General features: G+C 71.7%; 18 protein-coding genes. 8 read left to right on the top strand and 10 right to left on the bottom strand.

Going from position 1 to position 18,169, the window contains the following annotated elements; all coding sequences use genetic code 11:
• Positions 1-81 precede the first annotated feature (81 nt).
• A complete protein-coding gene (locus OG522_RS08920; protein ID WP_329462403.1) occupies positions 82-1,692 on the bottom strand; it encodes an AMP-binding protein in 1,611 nt (536 codons plus the stop codon).
• Positions 1,689-3,362, bottom strand: a complete 1,674-nt coding sequence (locus tag OG522_RS08925; RefSeq protein WP_329462404.1) for an AMP-binding protein — start codon at positions 3,360-3,362, stop codon at positions 1,689-1,691. The genes OG522_RS08920 and OG522_RS08925 overlap by 4 nt, the downstream gene beginning before the upstream one ends.
• Before the next feature lie 244 nt (positions 3,363-3,606).
• Here OG522_RS08925 and OG522_RS08930 point away from each other — a divergent pair, with 244 nt between their 5' ends.
• A complete protein-coding gene (locus OG522_RS08930; protein WP_329467522.1) occupies positions 3,607-4,416 on the top strand; it encodes a helix-turn-helix transcriptional regulator in 810 nt (269 codons plus the stop codon).
• A 3-nt stretch (positions 4,417-4,419) separates the two neighbouring features.
• On the opposite strand, the gene OG522_RS08935 is transcribed toward OG522_RS08930, so the two are convergent.
• Positions 4,420-5,250, bottom strand: coding sequence for a helix-turn-helix domain-containing protein (locus OG522_RS08935; RefSeq protein ID WP_329462405.1), 831 nt, complete (start codon positions 5,248-5,250; stop codon positions 4,420-4,422).
• Positions 5,251-5,313: 63 nt separating this feature from the next.
• Between OG522_RS08935 and OG522_RS08940 the strand changes: the two genes are divergently transcribed.
• Positions 5,314-6,570 carry an MFS transporter gene (locus OG522_RS08940; protein ID WP_329462406.1) on the top strand — a complete coding sequence of 419 codons (1,257 nt, stop codon included), beginning with the start codon at positions 5,314-5,316 and terminating at the stop codon, positions 6,568-6,570.
• A 46-nt stretch (positions 6,571-6,616) separates the two neighbouring features.
• Here OG522_RS08940 and dmpI read toward each other — a convergent pair whose 3' ends face one another.
• Positions 6,617-6,799, bottom strand: coding sequence for a 4-oxalocrotonate tautomerase DmpI (gene dmpI / locus OG522_RS08945; RefSeq protein ID WP_329462407.1), 183 nt, complete (start codon positions 6,797-6,799; stop codon positions 6,617-6,619).
• 114 nt (positions 6,800-6,913) lie between these two features.
• On the bottom strand, positions 6,914-7,798 hold the full coding sequence (locus tag OG522_RS08950) for a LysR family transcriptional regulator (protein ID WP_329462408.1): 885 nt from the start codon (positions 7,796-7,798) through the stop codon (positions 6,914-6,916).
• Between the two features lie 205 nt (positions 7,799-8,003).
• Between OG522_RS08950 and OG522_RS08955 the strand changes: the two genes are divergently transcribed.
• A complete protein-coding gene (locus OG522_RS08955) occupies positions 8,004-8,663 on the top strand; it encodes a LysE family translocator (RefSeq protein ID WP_329462409.1) in 660 nt (219 codons plus the stop codon).
• 385 nt (positions 8,664-9,048) lie between these two features.
• Positions 9,049-9,411 (top strand): SAV_915 family protein, encoded by a 363-nt coding sequence (locus OG522_RS08960; RefSeq protein WP_329462410.1) that lies wholly within the window; start codon positions 9,049-9,051, stop codon positions 9,409-9,411.
• A 37-nt stretch (positions 9,412-9,448) separates the two neighbouring features.
• Here OG522_RS08960 and OG522_RS08965 read toward each other — a convergent pair whose 3' ends face one another.
• Entirely contained in the window at positions 9,449-10,603 is a 1,155-nt protein-coding gene (locus OG522_RS08965) for a winged helix DNA-binding domain-containing protein (protein WP_329462411.1), read from the bottom strand.
• A 311-nt stretch (positions 10,604-10,914) separates the two neighbouring features.
• On the opposite strand from OG522_RS08965, the gene OG522_RS08970 reads away from it, so the two are divergent.
• Complete coding sequence (locus tag OG522_RS08970) at positions 10,915-11,706, top strand: GNAT family N-acetyltransferase (RefSeq protein ID WP_329462412.1); 792 nt, start codon at positions 10,915-10,917, stop codon at positions 11,704-11,706.
• Positions 11,703-11,927 (top strand): translation initiation factor IF-1, encoded by a 225-nt coding sequence (gene infA / locus OG522_RS08975; RefSeq protein ID WP_329462413.1) that lies wholly within the window; start codon positions 11,703-11,705, stop codon positions 11,925-11,927. The genes OG522_RS08970 and infA overlap by 4 nt, the downstream gene beginning before the upstream one ends.
• Positions 11,928-12,359: 432 nt before the next feature.
• Here the strand turns inward: infA and OG522_RS08980 are convergent, their stop codons facing one another.
• A complete protein-coding gene (locus OG522_RS08980) occupies positions 12,360-12,929 on the bottom strand; it encodes a TetR/AcrR family transcriptional regulator (RefSeq protein ID WP_329462414.1) in 570 nt (189 codons plus the stop codon).
• A gap of 83 nt (positions 12,930-13,012) precedes the next feature.
• Here OG522_RS08980 and OG522_RS08985 point away from each other — a divergent pair, with 83 nt between their 5' ends.
• Positions 13,013-13,933, top strand: a complete 921-nt coding sequence (locus OG522_RS08985) for an NADP-dependent oxidoreductase (RefSeq protein WP_329462415.1) — start codon at positions 13,013-13,015, stop codon at positions 13,931-13,933.
• A 122-nt stretch (positions 13,934-14,055) separates the two neighbouring features.
• On the opposite strand, the gene OG522_RS08990 is transcribed toward OG522_RS08985, so the two are convergent.
• The 3 genes from OG522_RS08990 to OG522_RS09000 form a co-directional block, all read right to left on the bottom strand.
• Positions 14,056-14,352 (bottom strand): hypothetical protein, encoded by a 297-nt coding sequence (locus tag OG522_RS08990; protein ID WP_329462416.1) that lies wholly within the window; start codon positions 14,350-14,352, stop codon positions 14,056-14,058.
• Positions 14,353-14,817: 465 nt separating this feature from the next.
• A complete protein-coding gene (locus OG522_RS08995) occupies positions 14,818-16,335 on the bottom strand; it encodes a DEAD/DEAH box helicase (protein ID WP_329462417.1) in 1,518 nt (505 codons plus the stop codon).
• A 387-nt stretch (positions 16,336-16,722) separates the two neighbouring features.
• Positions 16,723-16,926: a cold-shock protein gene (locus tag OG522_RS09000; RefSeq protein ID WP_100580096.1), complete on the bottom strand. Its 204-nt coding sequence runs from the start codon at positions 16,924-16,926 to the stop codon at positions 16,723-16,725.
• 439 nt (positions 16,927-17,365) lie between these two features.
• Between OG522_RS09000 and OG522_RS09005 the strand changes: the two genes are divergently transcribed.
• Positions 17,366-18,130, top strand: a complete 765-nt coding sequence (locus tag OG522_RS09005) for an SDR family NAD(P)-dependent oxidoreductase (protein WP_329462418.1) — start codon at positions 17,366-17,368, stop codon at positions 18,128-18,130.
• Positions 18,131-18,169: the final 39 nt, after the last annotated feature.

Below are 18,169 nucleotides of genomic sequence, written 5' to 3' on the forward strand. Positions count from 1 at the left end.
GCCCGGCGGACACACACGCCCCCGCGGCGCCGGGCCTCGCCTCGACGGCCCTCAGGCCATGCCCGGAGCGCGCCCCGGGGGTCAGGCGTCGCCGTACGTCTCTCGCAGCTCTACCTTGCGCACCTTGCCGCTGACCGTCATGGGAAAGGCCTCAAGGATCCGCAGATGGCGCGGAATCTTGAAGTGCGCGAGCTGCTCGCGGCAGTACGCGGTCACCTCGTCCAGGGTGGGCGGATCGGCCGGGTCGCGCGGGATGACGCAGGCCAGGATCTCCTCGCCGTACTTCTCGTCGGGGATGCCAACCACCTGGACGTCCGCGATCTTGGGGTGTCCGTACAGGAACTCCTCGATCTCGCGCGGGTACACGTTCTCGCCGCCGCGGATGATCATGTCCTTGATGCGGCCGACGATCTCGACGTACCCGTCCTCGCGCATCACCGCGAGGTCGCCGGTGTGCATCCAGCGCCCCGCGTCGATCGTCTCGGCGGTACGCTCCGGCTCGTCCCAGTAGCCCAGCATCACGCTGTAGCCGCGGGTGCACAGCTCGCCCGGCTCACCGCGCGGGACGGTGACGCCGGTCGTGGGGTCGACGACCTTCACCTCGACGTGCGGCATGACCCGGCCGACGGTGCCGGTGCGCCGCTCCAGGTCGTCGTCCGTGCGGGTCTGGGTGGAGACCGGCGACGTCTCGGTCATGCCGTAGCAGATGGACACCTCGGCCATGTGCATCTCGGCGACCACCCGCTTCATCACTTCCGCGGGGCACGGCGAGCCCGCCATGATCCCGGTACGCAGCGAGGAGAGGTCGTACGAGGCGAAGCCGGGGAGGTTCAGCTCCGCGATGAACATCGTCGGCACCCCGTACAGCGAGGTGCAACGCTCCTGCTCCACGGCGCGCAGCGTCGAGGCGGGCTCGAAGGACGGCGCCGGGATCACCACGCAGGAGCCGTGCGTAAGGGCCGCCAGATTGCAGAGCACCATGCCGAAACAGTGGTAGAAGGGGACCGGGACACAGATCCGGTCGGCCTCGGTGTAGCGGAGCAACTCACCAATGAAATAACCGTTGTTGAGGATGTTGTGGTGCGAGAGGGTGGCACCCTTCGGGAAGCCGGTGGTGCCCGAGGTGTACTGGATGTTGACCGGGTCGTCGCAGGACAGTTCCGCCTCGCGCGCCTCAAGTCCCTTACCGGGATGGGTGGTTCCGGTCGCCATCAGGGTGTCCCAGCCGGGGTCGCCGATGAAGACCGTCCGGCGCAGCGCCGGGCACTCGCCCCGGACCTGCTCCACCATCGCCCGATAGTCGCTCGTCTTGTGGGACAGCGACGCGAAGAGCACCGAGACCGCGGACTGACGCAGTACGTACGCCAACTCGTGGACCCGGTACGCGGGGTTGATGTTCACCAGGACGGCGCCGATCCGCGCGGTCGCGAACTGGAGCAGGATCCACTCCGGGCAGTTCACCGCCCAGATGCCCACCCGGTCGCCCTTCGCGACCCCGCTCACGAGCAGCGCGCACGCCAACTGGCTCACGTCCGCGCCGAATTGGCCGTACGTCCAGCGCCGCCCGGAGGGTACGTCGACCAGCGCCTCGTGCGCGCCGTGCGCCTCGATCACCCGGTCCAGGTGGGCGCCGATCGTCTCGCCGAGCAGGGGGGTGTCGCTCACACCGTGGGCGTAGGACAGGGTCGTCATCGCTGCTCACCTTCCACGTACTCAGCCGCCGAACCCTCCGCCGTCGCCTCCTTCAGCTCGACCCGGCGGATCTTGCCGGAGACCGTCTTGGGCAGCTCGCCGAACTCGATGACGCGCACACGCTTGTACGGGGCGAGGACGGCCCGCGAGTGCGCGAAGAGCAGTTTCGCCGTGTCGGAGCCCGGCTCCCAGCCTTCGGCGAGCACGATGTACGCCTTCGGCACGGCGAGGCGTACCGGGTCGGGCGCCGGGACCACCGCGGCCTCGGCGACCGCCTCGTGTTCGAGGAGTGCGCTCTCCAGCTCGAAGGGGGAGATTTTGTAGTCGGAGGCCTTGAAGACGTCGTCGGCCCGGCCGATGTAGGTGATGTAGCCGTCGGCGTCACGCGCACCGATGTCGCCGGTGCGGTAGTAGCCGCCGGCCATCGCCTCCGCGGTGCGTTCCAGGTCGCCGTGGTAGCCGGTCATCAGGCCCACCGGCTCGGCGGACAGGTCGAGCGCGATCTCGCCCTCGGTGCCCGGCTCGCCGGTGACCGGGTCGAGCAGCACCACGCGGTAGCCGGGGCAGGGTCGCCCCATCGAGCCTTCCTTGAGCAACTGCCCTGGTGTGTTGGCGACTTGGACGGCGGTCTCGGTCTGTCCGAAGCCGTCCCGGATGACCACGCCCCATGCGCGGCGCACGGTCTCGATGACCTCGGGGTTGAGCGGTTCGCCCGCCGCGACCACTTCGCGCGGCGGCGTGCGCAGCGCGCCGAGGTCGGCCTGGATCAGCATCCGCCACACCGTGGGCGGCGCGCAGAAGCTGGTGACCCGCGCCGCGTCCATCTCGGCCATCAGCCGGGCCGCGTCGAAGCGGCTGTAGTTGAAGATGAAGACGGTGGCCTCGGCGTTCCACGGCGCGAACAGGTTCGACCAGGCGTGCTTGGCCCAGCCCGGCGAGGAGATGTTGAGGTGTACGTCGCCGGGCTTGAGCCCGATCCAGTACATCGTCGACAAGTGCCCTACGGGGTACGACACATGGGTGTGCTCGACCAGCTTGGGGCGGGCGGTGGTGCCGGAGGTGAAGTACAGCATCAGCGGGTCGTCGGCGCAGGTGGCGCCGTCCGGCTCGAAGGGCTCGGGGACGGTGAGCGAGTCCTCGTAGGCGAGCCAGCCCTCGGTGCGCGCACCGACGGCGATCCGGGTGTAGTCGCCGGGCACCTCGGCGAACTTCGCCGCGTCCGCGCTCCGCACGATCACATGCCGCACCCGGCCGCGGGCCACCCGGTCGCGCAGGTCGGCGGGGCCGAGCAGCGGGGTCGCGGGGATGACGACGGCGCGCAGCTTCATCGCGGCGAGCGCGGTCTCCCACAGCTCGACCTGGTTGCCGAGCATCACCAGGATGCGGTCCCCGGCCCGCACGCCCTGCGCGCGCAACCAGTTCGCGGCCTGGCCGGACCGCGCCGAAAGCCCGGCGAACGAGCGGGTCAGCCGGGAACCGTCCTCCTCGACGATGTGCAGCGCGGTCCGCTCGTTGCCCTCGGCGATGACGTCGAACCAGTCGAGCGCCCAGTTGAACCGCTCGGGCCGGGGCCAGGCGAAGCCCTCGTACGCCACGGCGTAGTCCTCCCGGTGCTGGAGCAGGAAGTCCCGGGCGGCCCGGAAACTCTGCGTCGCGCCGACTTCGTTCATGTGTCCTCCTCGTTGCCCGACCGCTCGCCATCATCGTGGTGCGAGTGACCCACGTCTCACTACCCCCGGATGGGGGTGGCGCGCACGTCTCCCCGAAACGGCCTCGTCCGCGGCCGCCCGCGAAATCCGGCCGCCAACTCCGCCCGGCCGGTTCCGTCCGGGCCCCCGGAGGTGATGATGTGGTCCCGAACGTCGGATCAGGGGCAAGGGGCAGCGGGTGACGGTGCGGGCCGAGGCTGTGGAGATGCGGGCGGCGCTGCTGCGGATGCGGCGCGCCACGGGGCTGCCGGTCGCGTTCGGCGGGCTGCTCGCGGGCCCGCGCCAGTTCCGCATCGCCGAACTCAGCGGCACGGCGACCGCCGCGCTGCGCGGCCTGGTCATCTCGGCGGGCAGCGGGCTCGGCGGCAAGTCGGTGGCGCTCGCCCGGCCCTGCGCGGTCACCAACTACCGCGAGTCGCGGCACATCTCGCACGAGTACGACGCGGTGGTCGCCGCCGAGGGCCTGCGCTCGGTGGTCGCGGTGCCGGTGGTAGTGGGCCGGCGGGTGCGTGGGGTGCTGTACGCGGCGCTGCGCGAAGCCCTGCCGATCGGCGACCGGCTGTTCGGTGCGGCCGTCGACGCGGCGCGCGACGTGGAACAGGCCCTGGCCGTACGGGACGAGACCGAGCGACTGCTTGCGACGGCCGGGGAGCGGGCCGCGGACGCCGGGTCGGGGGCCGGGGCGTGGGAGGAGGTCAGGCAGGCGCACGGTGAACTGCGCGCGCTGGCCCCGCGGGTCGCCGATCCGGAGCTGCGTGCCGCGCTGCTCGGTGTGTGCGGCAGGCTGGCCGGGGCGGCCGGGCCGCCCGCCGCGCGGCCGGTGGCACTGACCCCGCGCGAGCTGGACGTCCTCGCGTGCGTGGCGTCCGGCACCACCAACGCGGCCGCCGGGGAACGGCTCGGGCTGCGCCCCGAGACGGTGAAGGGCTATCTGCGCTCGGCGATGCGGAAGCTGGGCGCGCACACCCGGCTCGAAGCGGTCGTGGCGGCCCGCCGGGCGGGGCTGCTGCCGTGAAGCTCACGCCTCGGTGAGCGCCCGCAGGCCCTCGTGCGCCGCCGGGTCGTCGGGCAGGTAGGCCAGGAAGTGGTGGCCTGGTTCCTCGACGGCGGCGAGTTTGACCGAGCGCAGCCGCAGGTCGCCCACGACCGGGTGGCGGAAGTGCTTGACGGCGGGGCGGAAGGCCGCGGTCTCCCGCTGGTCGAGCCACCGCGCGGCGCATGGGTCCGCGCCGATCTCCTCGATGATCTCGGCGTACCGCGGATCGTCCGGGTGGTGTGCGGCCCGCGCCCTGAACTGGCCCAGCAGACAACGGGCTTCGGCCTCCCAGTCGGCGAGCAGCGCGCGGCACGGCGGCCAGCGGAACACCAGCCAGAGCATGTTGCGCCGCTTGGCAGGCAGCCGTGCGAGGTCGGTGAGCAGCGCGGCGTACGAGGTGTTCCAGGCGAGCAGGTCCCAGTGCGGGTCGACGACCATCGCCGGATGCGGCAGCATCGCGTCGACCAGCGAGCGCAGGTTGGGCGAGACCCAGCTCGCCGGGGCGCCGCGCGGCGGGGCATCCCGCGCGGGGTGTTTCGCGAAGGACAGCACGTGCGCGGTCTCGGCCGGATCGAGGCGCAGCGCCCGCGCCACCGCCCGCAGCACCTGCTCCGACGTGCGCACCCGGCCCTGCTCCAGCCAGGCATACCAGGAGGCGCTGATTCCGGCGGCCTCGGCGACCTCGGCGCGGCGCAGCCCGGGGGTGCGGCGGCGGGGCGCGACAGGCAGCCCCAGCGCGCCCGGGGCGAGGCGCTCGCGGCGCGAGCGCAGGAACGCGCCGAGTTCCGCGCGGGGCTGTGGTGAGGTGCTCACGGTGTCAGTGATGGTAATCGGCTGAGCGAACACGGACCTCAATCCCTCTGCTGAGCTGGGCACATGACCAGTTCACCGACACCTGCTCCTGCTCCTGCTCCTGCTCCTGCTCCTGCTGCGGCACGGCTCCTCGGCGCGGCGGGGTTCGTCAGCAACTTCGACCGCTTCTCGATCGCACCGATGCTGGTGCTGATCGGCTCCGCCCTCAATGTGCCGCTCGGCACGGCCGCGCTCGCCGCGAGCGCGTACACCCTCTGCTACGGCGTTGCCCAGCCGGCCTGGGGTCTGGCGAGCGACCGGTTCGGCCGCGTGAGGGTGATGCGCTGGTCGCTGGCGGCGTCCGCCGCCGGAGCGCTCACCTCGGCGCTCGCGCCCGGAGCCGTGGTGCTGATCGGGGCGCGGGCGGTCACGGGGGCCTGCTTCGCCGCCGCCATCGCGGGCTCGCTGACCTATGTGGGCGACACGGTCGCGCCGTCCGGGCGGCAGCGGGCGCTGGGCTCCTTGATGACGGCGTTCGCGCTCGGAACCGCGCTGTCCACCGTCGTCGCCGGAGCGCTGGCGCACTGGCTGAGCTGGCGCCTGGTCTTCGCCCTGCCGGGCCTGCTCGCCGGGTGTCTGGCACTCGCCCTGCGCCAACTGCCCGAGCCGGTGCGCGAACCCCGCGCGGGCGGTGAGCTGCGCACCGTCCTGCGCTCGCGCCACCAGTGGTACGTGATGGGGGTGGCCCTCCTCGAAGGGGGCGTGCTGCTCGGCTGCTTCACCTATCTGCCGTCCGCCCTCGAATCCCTCGGCGCGGCTCCGGCGACCGCTGGCGCGGTGGCGGCCCTGTACGGGGTCGCGGCGATGGGCGGCGCGCAGGCCGTGCGGCGCCTGGCCGGGCGCCTCGGACCGGTCACGCTGATCGTGACTGGCGGGATCCAGCTGACGCTGGCGTACGCCGCCGCCGCGCTGCACCCGTCCCTGGCGACTCTGACGCTGACCGCGCTGCTGCTCGGCGGCGGCTGGGCGTTCCTGCACTCGACGGTGCAGGCGTGGGCGACCCAGGTGGTCCCGGGCGCCCGCGCCACGGGGGTCGCCTTCTTCGGGGTCGCCCTGTACCTGGGCAGCGCGCTGGGCACGGGACTCGGCTCGGCCGCGGCCCAACGAGGCGCGTTCCAGGGCCTGTTCGGGATCGCGGCCGTACTCTCGGTACCGCTCACGGTGCTCGCGGCGTACGGCCGCCACCGCTACGGTTCCGCCTCGCGCCGGGAACGCTCCCGGCGCGAGGCGGAACCGGGCCCGTCCGACCCCCGTACGGACGGCGCCCCACACCGGGGGTGAGACGGTCGGCTTGGACAACCCGGCGCCAACTGCCCCTCCCCCAGGCCTACTTGTCGGCGGTCAGCGTGCCGGCCGCGCCCCAGCTGTCCTTGGGGACCTCGTGGATCCACACCTGGACCGTCTCGGCCGGAATCTTGTACGCGTCGACGAACGCGTCGGTCACGCGCTTGACCAGCTCGCGCTTGAGCTCGATGTCGCGGGGGCCCTGCTGAATGGTGACGATGGGCATGATCGGCTCCTCTGTCGGCGGCGGCTTCCCGGCCTTTCCGGGTCGCTCAGCGGCGTGACCTCAGTCCATCGGATCCGTGCCGTGCCACCAAGAAGCAGATCGCGAGCGCAGCGATCAGCTTTCGTGATCGTTACTGGTCAGCGGCTTTGAGCAGGCACTCAGGAGGAGGTCGAGGGCCGGGGTCCGGCGCTCGGCGGCCACCGCCAGGCAGGTCGGCAGGACGAGGCCCGGGGCACGGAAGGGGCGAAAGGCGACGCGGGGGCTGTGCAGCACGCGCGCGTGGGCCGCGTACACCACCGTCCACTGCGGGCTGAGCCCGATGGTGGCCAGGGTGTCCTGGAGGGAGCCGCTGACCGGGCCGGGTACGGGTTCGAAACCCGCCGCGTGACAGGCACCGACGACCAGGTCCACGAGGGCGGGGTTGGTGCGGCGGGCGGTGATGCACAGCGGCAGGTCCGCGAGGTCGGCCAGGGCTATCTCGTCCTGGCGGGCGAGCGGATGCCCTGCGGGGACCGCCGCGACCAGGGGGTCCTCCCAGAGCGACAGGATGCGCAGGCCCGGCGCGGGCTGCCGGGAGCGGACGAACGCGGCATCGAGGCGGCCGTCGGCGACCTGCGCCAGGCGGTCGCGGGTGGGTGCGGAGACCAGCTCGACCGCGGTGTCCGGGGCGAGCCCGGCGAACGCCCCGAGCACCCGGTCGAGGTGCTCGCCAAGGCCGGTGCTGGTGCCGAGCCGCAGCGTGGCGCGCTCCCGAACGGCGGCCCGCGCCCGCTCGGCGGCGGCAAGCACCGCGCGGGCCTCCGGCAGCAGCCGCTCCCCCGCCGCGGTGAGCCGCACGTGCCGCGGCGACCGGTCGAAGAGCTCGGCCCCCAACTCCCTTTCCAGACGCCGCACTTGCTGACTGACGGCCGACTGAACAATATGCAACCGCCCGGCGGCCCGCCCGAAGTGCAGTTCCTCGGCAACGGTGACGAAGTAGCTGAGCTGCCGCAGTTCCATGCGGTGACTTTAACCAGGGGGCCTGGGGACTCCGGCGGGGCCGGGGGCCATGCGGCGACGTACCCAGGCGCCCCGGCCGAGCCGACGGCCATACGACGACGTTATCCAGGCAGGCCGGGGGGCTCCGACCGGGCCGATGGCCCAGCGGGCCCACGCGCCCCGCACCCCTGGGCGCGCGGCACACGGGTGGGGTTGAATGGCGGCCATGGTGTCGACCGACCGCATTCTCGCCTTCGCGGCGATGTCCCTGTTGGTGATCGTGATCCCCGGGCCGAGCGTGCTGTTCGTGATCGGCCGGGCCCTCGCGCACGGCCGCCGGACCGCGCTCGCCACCGTCCTGGGCAACGTCGTGGGTTCGTACGGCCTGGTCTGCGCCGTGGCGCTCGGCATCGGTGCGCTGGTGGAGCGCTCGGCGGCCGTCTTCATGGCGGTGAAACTGGCGGGCGCCGCGTACCTGGTCCTGCTCGGGGTGCAGGCGTACCGGCACCGCAAGGACATGCGGCTGGGGGTGGACGCCATCGGAGAGACGGCGGCCGCGGTCCGGCCCGCCCGCGGCGATCTGCGGACGGTCGCGGACGGCATCCTGGTGGGCGTCACCAACCCCAAGGGCATCGTGTTCTTCGCCGCGGTGCTGCCGCAGTTCGTGGACCACTCGGCCGGGCACCTGCCCGCCCAGATGCTGCTCCTCGGCCTGGTCCCCATCACCATCGGGCTGGTGACGGACACGCTGTGGGGACTGGGTGCGGCGGCTGCCCGCAACTGGTTCGCCCGCTCCGAGCGGCGCCTCTCGCTGATCGGCGGCGCGGGCGGCTTCGCGATGATCGGGCTCGGCGTGACGGTCGCGGCGACGGGCCGGGCGGACTGAACCCCGGCCGGTCGCGGCGACGGGCGGGCGGACTGAACCCGGGTACGGCGGCGAGCTCCGCCACCCAGTGGGCCCGCGCGGCGTGAGCGCCGCATCCTCATGGGCCGGGCCGGTCCTGATACGGATGCCCGCCGCCCGGACGGCACGGCACGGCAGCCCGGCGGCCTGCCCCGCCACCCGGTGGGGTGAACGCGGCGCGCGGGCGCCCGCGCCCCGGCACTCCGGCCCGCCCGCACGGACCTGCGCCAAGCGCACGTCAAAATCGGGCGCACCGGGGTCAACGCCGCGTCATGGCGTGAGTCCGGGCCGCCCGTGCGGGCATAACTTCGCAACGTACGGGCGCACGAGCGCGTACGGCATCCGAACTCCCGCACCGGAGGACACCATGCTCAGCCTCACGATCGAGGACGCCGACCCCGAGGAACGCCGCCCGGCAGGGCCGCTGTACGTGCCGGTTCGGCTCGGCTCTGCCGGAGGGCACCAACTGCGCTTCCTGCGCGACGAGTTGGGGGTGCGCACTGCCGTCGGGTTCACCAGCCCGGACCGGCTGAACGCCGTTCTGGGCGGCGACCAGGCCTGGATCCGGCTCGCCGAGCCCGCCCTGAAGGCACTTTCGGCCCCGCTCGGGGTGACCCGCGTGACGGTCGACCCGCTGCTCTCGCCACCGGCCGCGCAAAGGCGGCGCGGCCAGACCGCATCCGCACCCGCGTCCGCCTGCGCGCGCCGCGACCACGCACTGAGCCTCTAGGTCCCGGGCTGTCCGGCGGGCCACGGGGCCGGACAGCCTAGTGGCCCGCGAACTCGCCGAACCGTACGTCGCAGGAGGTGGCCGAGGTCATGTCGGCGAGCAGCCGCGCGCCCTCCTCGGCCACCTCTGTGCGCCGCGCCTTGCCGAGTGCGCCGAACGGCTGGACGGTGAGCACGGCGGCACCGCCCTTCGCCTCCTCGATGCGCCAGATCCCGGCGAGGAACCCGTCGAGGAGCAGCGTGCGGTGGGCCTGGTTGCCGTTCCAGCTGCGGCCGCGGTACTCGGCCGGGACCACCCGGGCGCGGTCGGCGTGCGAGAGCAGCAGGTTGTCGAACTCGGGGAGGAAGCGCGGCGGCGCGGGAACGTCCTCGGGCGGCCGCGCCGCGTCCGGCAGATCGAAGAGTTCGACGCCGTTCTCGTCCTGGAAGACGGCGAGAGCGGGCCGCAGGCGTTCGAAGGAAGCGGCGAGCCGGGTGAGCCCCGACCAGGCCTGCATGTCCTTCACGGAGGCCGGCCCGAAGGCGCCCAGATAACGCAGTACGGTCTCGTCGGGTTCGGGCACGGGCGCGGGTGACCGGCCGAGCCAGTGCTCGACGGTCGTGAGCGCGACCTGTCCGCTGCGGCCCCACAGCCCGCGCGGGGTGACCTGGATCAGCGGGAGCACACAGCGGGCGGCCACGGACAGCGCGAACGGATCGGCGTCCGGCCACACCTTCAGGAGCACCTCGCGCAGTTCCTTCATCGTGTACGGCCGTTCTTCGACCAGCGTGCGCACGGTTGCGCCGAGCCGGTCCCGGTCGACCCCGGCGAGCCCCGCACGGAAGCTGTTCAACTCGCGGTCCCGCGCGGCCTGCACCAACGGGCGCAGGGTGAGTGCGTCGTCCGCGGTGTGCAGGTGGATGGTGGAGCGCAGGGTGACGATGCGCACCACGTCACGCGCCTCCATCAGCTCCGAGAGCGCTTCCGGGCGGAACCCGGCGAGGCGCGACCAGAGCGCGAAGTACGGCGGCTTCACGTTCTGCGCCTGGAGGCCGAGGAGGTGCGCGACGGCGTCCAGGGGCGAGAGCACGTCACTGCGCCGCAGCAGGAGTTGCCGGTCGAGCGTGGCGCGGTTCAGCGCGCGGGCCGAGAGCACGGGGTGGGATGCGGCCCGGGTACGCCGCGGTCGGGTGCTGCCGGTCTTGGAGGCCATGCCCCGCACGCTACCGACCGGCCGTCGCGGGCGGGTACGAGATACCGATCCGGGCATGGCCCGCGGTCTCATGTGCTGGAGACGCCTCAAGAAGAGCGGATCGTGATCGCGTTACGAGCTCACGGAAAAGCCTTTGAGCGAGGCCGCGCCTCGCTGCTACTTTCGTGGCGGATCGTGAAGTCGTCGTAGGGAGGTGAGCCCCGTGAACACAGTTACCCATGGGTGCTCCCCCAACCCGTCACGGTCCGGCGGCTGACGTTCGGTGTCGCCAGGAGCGCCTGAGGTAGAGGCACTCCTGGAAGGACACTCCGATGAACCCAAAGCCTTTCACATCTGGCCTGAGCAAGAACGCGGTGCTGATCACCCGCGTCGCGGACAGGCAATGGCATGCACTGGATGACGACCTCGTGGTCGGCCGCGGATACGCGGAGCACCGGCCCGACGGGCGCTTGTTCGTCAGCATCGACGCCTGGCACGCTGCCACCTTCGACCGGCTCGCCGAGGCGTTGCTGGCGGAACTGCGGGCGCCGCTGTACACGGTAGTTGACGAAGCCGACGCCGAGCTGACGGCCGGCTGGCGGCGGGCCGGTTTCACGATCCGGCGCCGCGAGTGGGAGTACGTCGTGCCGACCGGCCCGCGGGTCACGGGGCTCGAAGCGGTCCTGCCGCCTTCGGGAGTGACGATCGTGCCCGCCGGGCAGGCGGACGAGAGACTGCTACGGGCGGTGGACCGCGCGATCCGTGATGAAGTCGGGGCGACCGTCGGGTGGCAGTCGATGCCCGCGGAGGTAATTCCGCGTCCCGAAGGCGACACCATCGTCGACCCGTCGAAGTACGCGGTGGCCGCGGCGCCGGACCGCTACCTGGGTCTGATCCGGGTGGTGACGGCGAACCGGCCGCGCATCGGACTGGTCGCGGTCCGGGCCGGCGATCAGCGCCGCGGCATCGCGCGGGCACTGCTGGCCCACGCCCTTGGGACGCTGCACCGCTCCGGTTTCGCGACGGCCCACGCCGAAGTCCACCAGTCCAACCAAGCGGCATCGGCGCTGTTCGAGGGCATCGGCGCCCGGCCGATGAGCAGCAACCTGGAGCTGGTGCGATGACGAAGAACAGGAATGTCATCGAAGTCGAGGGCAAGGTTGTCGAGTGCCTGCGCAGCGCCATGTTCACCGTGGAACTCGACAACGGCCACCAGGTGCTCGCCCACATCAGCGGGAAGATCCGCAAGAACTACATCAAGATCGTGCTGGAAGACCGGGTGCTGGTGGAGCTCCCGCCGTACGACCTGACGCGCGGCCGGATCGTGTTCCGGTACCGGAACTAGCGGCAGTCGGCACCTGCCGCAGTCGCTGATCCCGGGCCCCGGTCACGGTGTTTCCGTGCCCGGGGCCCGGATGATGGCTCGCCCGGCCACGGCGCCCGCGCCTCCAGCCGCCGCCGACAAGCCCGACCCGAGCCGAACCCGCGCTCCTGGGGCAGCAGTTGCATCAACCAACCCCCACAACTCCACAGCCCCGCAGTCGGCTTGCATCATCACACGCACCACTGACACACCTCGGCCTCCACAACTACCAGGCGGTCCATTGCACATGCAATGCGGATCAAGCCAAGTGCGGAGTGCTTCCCGACCTGCTGCTGGAGGCCGAAGCGCTGCTCGCGCGGACCTTGTCGCACTCGTGGCACGCAAAGGCGGTCTACCTGGTCAGGCCTCGAAACGCAGGCCGACCCGCAGACCGATCACGACGCGATACGCGCCTCAGCGCACGGCTCCGGCCGCGCGCACTTCGGCCAGCGCTTGCCGTGCCAGTGGGCCGAAGCCCTCACTGTTGTCGGTGTCGATCCATTGGTCGTAGGCGATCTGCCAGGCGAGTGTGCCCAGTTGCGCGGCCACGCGCGCGGTGAGGCTGGGGACGCCGCGGTGGTTGAGGGCCTCGATCATCGCGGCGGTGAGGTCGATTCTCTTCAGGGCTTCGCGTTCGCGCAGTTCCGTATGGGCGTTCAGCACGGCCTGGCGCCGGCTGCTGAACTCGCGGCGCTCCACGGTGAAGAACGTCCGGCCGAGCGCCTCCAGGGCCTCCGCCACCGCGTCGAGCGGCCCGGACGACGGCGGCGCGGCGGCGATCGCTTCGACGAGCAGGCCGGCCACCGTTCCCCCGCCGAAGAGCACCTCGCGCTTGTCCTTGAAGTACCGGAAGAACGTGCTCTTCGTGAGCCCCGCGCGCTCCGCGATCTCGATCACGGTCGTGTTCTCGTAGCCGTGCTCCTCGAAGAGGTCGAGCGCGGCGGCCGCGAGTCGTTCTGGTGCGTCGGGTTGCCAGCGAGCCATGCGAGCAGTGTACGGGACTTGGTCCCATCACTACTGTAGGGTCGATGAGACCAAGTCCCATCACTGGCCAGGAGAGGTCACCGATGAGTAAAGCTGTGCGTTACCGGCGATTTGGCGGACCGGAAGTACTCGAACTGCAGGAGATACCCGAGCCGCACGCCGCTCCGGGCGAGGTTCGCGTCCGGGTCACGGCCGCCGGGCTGAATCCGATGGATTGGCAGATCACCACGCGGCCCGAGATGGCGGCGCGGTTCGGCATCACCTTGCCGGCCGGGTTCGGCAGCGACTTCGCCGGAGTGGTGGACGAGGTGGGCGCCGATGCCAGGGGATTCGCGACCGGCGACCGGGTGTACGGGGCTGCGATTGGCCGGTCCGTCGCCGATTTCGTGCTGGCCAAGACACCTGAGGCAACGCTGTGGCACACACCGGAGGGTATCGGCGACGCGGTGGCGAGCACGCTTCCGGTGTCCGGACTGACAGCCTCCGCCGCGCTCGCCGCGATCGGGCTCCGCACCGGGGACACCGTCCTGATCGGCGGAGCGGCGGGTGGCGTGGGGATCTTCGCCGTGCAGCTGGCGAAGCTCGCGGGTGCCCGGGTGCTCGGCACCGCCTCCGAGGGCACGTTCGGATTCCTGCGCGGGCTCGGCGCCGAACCCGTGTCGTACGGCCCCGGCCTGGCGGACCGGGTGCGGGCCCTGGCGCCCGAGGGGATCACCGCCGCGACCGACCTGTTCGGAAGGGAGGCGGCCGAGACCGCGCTCGAACTCGGCGTGGCACCCGAGCGGATCTCCGTCGTGGCCGACGGCCCCGCCCCGCCGCCCGGCGTGCGCACGGCGGGCGCACTCGACGCGGCTCCGGGCGACCTGGAACGGATCGCCGCCGCGATCCATTCCGGCGAGATCACGGTACCGATCGCGGCGACCTTCCCGGTCGAGCAGATCCGCGAAGCCGTGACGACGCAGGCCGAGAGGCATGTTCACGGCAAAATCGTGGTCGCCCTGTGAACCGGCCCAAGGTGGACTCGGCGACCAGGATGGGAGCGCGTATCGCGCAGTGACCGTTCTGTGTGGATCAAAGCCCTCACTTGAGCTGTCCGCTCCTCGCGACTCGATACGCGCCCCAAGTCCTAGCTGTGGCCGAGGAGGCTGATGGGATTGACGATGCTCACGGCGCCTCCGATGGCCGTGGCGCTGACGGCGACGTTTTTGGCGATTGCGCTGAGTTTGTCGGGGACTTCGTGGTTGCTGAGGTCGATCACCTGGTTGACGTTGACTGGGGCGGTCTCGGAGGCCGGGGCCAGCGCGATGCTTCCCAGCGAGAGAAGGGCGCCTGCAGCGATAGCGGTGATGACCCGGCGAACAGTGCTTACGCCACGGCTCCCTTGTACGGGCATATCGGGTGATCCGACGGGCAGCATGCCCAACCCGCAGCTCCGTGCACCGTCCGCGCAGGGGCGCCCGGAAGCCTCCCACGGAGGGCGCATGGGACTAGCCCGGCGCCGCGCGCCGCGCCTGGCGGACCAGCAACGGACTCATCGGACAGGCCCCAGGCCTCCCGCCGGGTCAAACGCCCATCACGCCTCGAACCGATACCCCATCCCCCGCGCCGTGATCAGGTGGCGAGGGTGGGACCGGTCCGGCCCCCCCTGGCGACGAGCGCCACCAGCGCGAAGACCGCGACCGTGGTGACGACGAAGGCCACGTCGGCCATCGTGAACTCCTGAAAGAGGCTCGGAAAACAACAGGCCTGATGAGGAAATCTCCTCATCAGGCCGTTTTCGCCACCGTTGACGCGCCTCTTACGGTCAGCCCCGCGCCCTTGACGCCTCTCTTACGCCGCCGGGTTCCGCCATCGCCCCGGCCCCGCTGGCTCGCCCCGGGCCGGCCGGTTATGCGGCCCGGCGGACCCGCGCGGCCTTGCGGGCCTCGGCGAGTTCACGGGACTCTCCGGCGCGGCGCGAGGTGGCGCGGCCGGACTGGCCGCGGGCGGTGCCCCGACCAAGGAAGGGGGCCTGGCCGCGCTGGGGGCGGTCCGCGGGGGGTGCGGAGGGGCCGATCGGGATGCCGGAGGGGGCCTTGGCGCCCGTGATGCGGCTCAGCTCGGCCTCGCCGGAGCGGACCTGGGTGATGGTCGGGGTGATCCCGGCGGCCACCATCAGGCGGCTCATCTCGCGGCGCTGGTTGGGCAGGACCAGCGTGACGACGCTGCCGGACTCGCCGGCGCGGGCGGTGCGACCACCGCGGTGCAGGTAGTCCTTGTGGTCGGTCGGCGGGTCGACGTTCACCACGAGGTCGAGGTTGTCGACGTGGATGCCGCGCGCGGCGACGTTCGTGGCCACCAGGACCGACACGGCGCCGGTCTTGAACTGGGCCAGCGTCCGGGTGCGCTGCGGCTGGGACTTGCCGCCGTGCAGAGCCGCGGCGCGCACCCCGCTCTGGAGCAGGTGCTTGGTGAGCTGGTCCACGGCGTGCTTGGTGTCCAGGAACATGATGACCCGGCCGTCGCGGGCCGCGATCTCGGTCGTCGTGGCGTACTTGTCGGCGCTCTGCACGTGCAGTACGTGGTGCTCCATCGTGGTGACCGCGCCGGCCGACGGGTCGACGGAGTGGACCACCGGGTCGTGCAGGTAGCGCCGGACCAGCAGGTCGACGTTGCGGTCCAGGGTCGCCGAGAACAGCATCCGCTGGCCGTCCGGGCGCACCTGGTCTAGCAGTTCGGTGACCTGCGGCATGAAGCCCATGTCGGCCATCTGGTCGGCCTCGTCGAGGACGGTGATGGCGACCCGGTCCAGACGGCAGTCGCGGCGCTCGATGAGGTCCTTGAGGCGGCCCGGCGTGGCGACGACGACCTCGGCGCCGGAGCGCAGCGCGCTCGCCTGGCGGCCGATCGACATGCCGCCGACGACGGTGGCCATCCGCAGCTTGAGGGCGCGGGCGTACGGGGTGAGGGCGTCGGTGACCTGCTGGGCCAGCTCGCGGGTGGGCACCAGGACCAGGGCGAGCGGCTGCTTGGAGTCGGCGCGCCGGCCCGCGGTACGGGCGAGCAGCGCGAGGCCGAAGGCCAGGGTCTTGCCCGAGCCGGTACGGCCGCGGCCCAGGACATCGCGGCCCGCGAGGGAGTTCGGCAGGGTGGCCGCCTGGATGGGGAACGGCTCGTTCATGCCCAGGCTGGTGAGCAGGTCGAGCACCTCGGCGGGCAGATCGAGATCGGCGAAGCCCGCGACGGGGGGCAGTGCCGGGGTGATGGTGACGGGCAGGGCGAACTCGCCCTGGACCGCGGCGGGCCTGCGGGCGCCGCCGGAGCGGCCCGCGCCCTGCGGACGAAAGCGGGCCCCGCGGTCGGCGCCCGAGGAGCCGCCCTTGCGGGAGCCGGAGTAGCGGTCGTTCGTACGAGCTGAACGGTTCAAGGAGAACCTTCCTCGATATGGCACGTATCGAGGGACTCCCGGCGGAATTGTGCGGCCGGGACATCGCAAGAACGAGCCGAAACAGAAGTCGAATTCTGATCCGGCCGCACGCGGGCGCGGGAATTCCCCGCCCGGTGTCGGAATGCCGGTGCATCCGCCGCCTCGGAAGGCGGACGGGCCGGATCAGGACAGCGGGCTGAGCCGCGCCGGGCCGGGGCCACGGGCGGTCGTCCGCTGGGTGGCGGGACGCTCCGGGCGGTGCCCGGTGTCCCGCGGGTCGTGGAAAGAACGCCGTCGTGGTGGGACGGCCGACCCGGTGAAACAGCAACGAGCTGGGGCCCGCACCGCAAGGTGCGAGCCCCAGCCGCGTTCAGAAACGCCTCAGCGTCAGGCAGGCGTGATGTTCTCGGCCTGCGGGCCCTTCTGGCCCTGCGTGACGTCGAAGTTCACCTTCTGGCCTTCCTGAAGCTCACGGAAGCCCTGGGCGGCGATGTTCGAGTAGTGGGCGAACACGTCCGGACCGCCACCCTCCTGCTCAATGAAGCCGAAGCCCTTTTCCGCGTTGAACCACTTCACGGTGCCAGTAGCCATGTCATATCTCCTTCGGGGCATGCCCGGGGGTCCGCACTGTGCTGACCCCGTTGTTACTGTGATGATTGCCCCGTCCGGAAATTCACCGGAAATACAAAAGCGCCCGACGGCATAAAACCATCAAGGCACTTGAAGTCTTTGGGAACCACAACTGCAACTGGGAGCAACCGTAGCACGGATCCGCCGGGGCAGCACGGCAAATACTACTATTTCGGCTGAGCCATCAGAAACCCTTGCCGTACCGCACATGAATTTCTGTGGTCGCGGCGACAAATATTTTCTCCGGAAGCGGCCGGGCCGACCTCAACAGGGCGTCAGGACCGGCCAGTTGGCGACCGGACGGGCACCCTCGCACTTGATCTTCGGCGGCCACCCCGAACACTGGTGGGGGCGCGGAGACCGTGCGCGAAACCCGTCTGCGGAGAAATGAGAGCCCCACGTGACAACTGTTCTGATCACTGGCGCGACCTCGGGCATCGGCGCCGCGTTCACCCACCGGTTCGCCGGTCTCGGCTGCGGCCTGGTCCTGGTCGCCCGGGACGAGGAGCGGCTGCGGCGGACGGCGAAGGAGATGCGGGCCCGTTACGGCGTCCCCGTCGAGGTGCTGGCTGCCGACCTGGTCGATCCGCTGGAGTGCCGCCGGGTCGAGGAGCGGCTCGGCTCGGCCGGGGACCCGGTGGACGTCCTCGTCAACAATGCGGGTTTCGGCCTTTCCGCGCCGTTCCCGCACAGCCCGGTCGACGACGAGGAGCGGATGCTCAATCTGCTGGTGCGGGCGCCGCTGCGGCTCACGCACGCGGCCGCGCCGGGCATGACCGCCCGGCGGCGCGGCGTCATCCTCAATGTCTCGTCGGTGGCGGGCCTGCTGCCCACCGGCACGTACGGCGCCGCGAAGGCGTGGCTCACCGCCTTCAGCGAGTCCCTGCGAGTCGACCTCGCCCCGCAGGGTGTGCGCGTCCTGGCGCTCGTGCCCGGTTTCACCCGTACGGAGTTCCAGCAGCGGGCCGGGATGGACGTGACGTCGCTTCCCGCCTGGGCGTGGCTGGACGCCGAGAAGGTGGTGGAGCAGGCCCTGAAGGATCTGCGCCGCCGCCGGCCGGTCAGCATCACGGGGCTCCAGTACAAGGCGTACGCCTTCGCGGTACGTCACGTACCGCGCACTGTCGCGGCGCGCATGGCCCGTTCCCGTACGCCCGCGAAGTGACCGGTCGGGGGCGGCTCGGTCCCCTCGTGCGGGCCGCCC

Origin of the sequence: Streptomyces sp. NBC_01431, assembly GCF_036231355.1 — a bacterium.
In the GTDB taxonomy this organism is placed as follows: domain Bacteria; phylum Actinomycetota; class Actinomycetes; order Streptomycetales; family Streptomycetaceae; genus Streptomyces.

Coding starts and splice junctions, on each gene's coding strand:
- OG522_RS08950 (WP_329462408.1), bottom strand. CDS start 7,798: ATGGAACTGCGGCAGCTCAGCTACTTCGTCACCGTTGCCGAGGAACTG.
- OG522_RS08970 (WP_329462412.1), top strand. CDS start 10,915: ATGAACCCAAAGCCTTTCACATCTGGCCTGAGCAAGAACGCGGTGCTG.
- OG522_RS08980 (WP_329462414.1), bottom strand. CDS start 12,929: ATGGCTCGCTGGCAACCCGACGCACCAGAACGACTCGCGGCCGCCGCG.
- OG522_RS08985 (WP_329462415.1), top strand. CDS start 13,013: ATGAGTAAAGCTGTGCGTTACCGGCGATTTGGCGGACCGGAAGTACTC.
- OG522_RS08920 (WP_329462403.1), bottom strand. CDS start 1,692: ATGACGACCCTGTCCTACGCCCACGGTGTGAGCGACACCCCCCTGCTC.
- OG522_RS08960 (WP_329462410.1), top strand. CDS start 9,049: ATGCTCAGCCTCACGATCGAGGACGCCGACCCCGAGGAACGCCGCCCG.
- dmpI (WP_329462407.1), bottom strand. CDS start 6,799: ATGCCCATCGTCACCATTCAGCAGGGCCCCCGCGACATCGAGCTCAAG.
- OG522_RS08925 (WP_329462404.1), bottom strand. CDS start 3,362: ATGAACGAAGTCGGCGCGACGCAGAGTTTCCGGGCCGCCCGGGACTTC.
- OG522_RS08940 (WP_329462406.1), top strand. CDS start 5,314: ATGACCAGTTCACCGACACCTGCTCCTGCTCCTGCTCCTGCTCCTGCT.
- OG522_RS08965 (WP_329462411.1), bottom strand. CDS start 10,603: ATGGCCTCCAAGACCGGCAGCACCCGACCGCGGCGTACCCGGGCCGCA.
- OG522_RS09000 (WP_100580096.1), bottom strand. CDS start 16,926: ATGGCTACTGGCACCGTGAAGTGGTTCAACGCGGAAAAGGGCTTCGGC.
- OG522_RS08930 (WP_329467522.1), top strand. CDS start 3,607: ATGCGGGCGGCGCTGCTGCGGATGCGGCGCGCCACGGGGCTGCCGGTC.
- OG522_RS08955 (WP_329462409.1), top strand. CDS start 8,004: ATGGTGTCGACCGACCGCATTCTCGCCTTCGCGGCGATGTCCCTGTTG.
- infA (WP_329462413.1), top strand. CDS start 11,703: ATGACGAAGAACAGGAATGTCATCGAAGTCGAGGGCAAGGTTGTCGAG.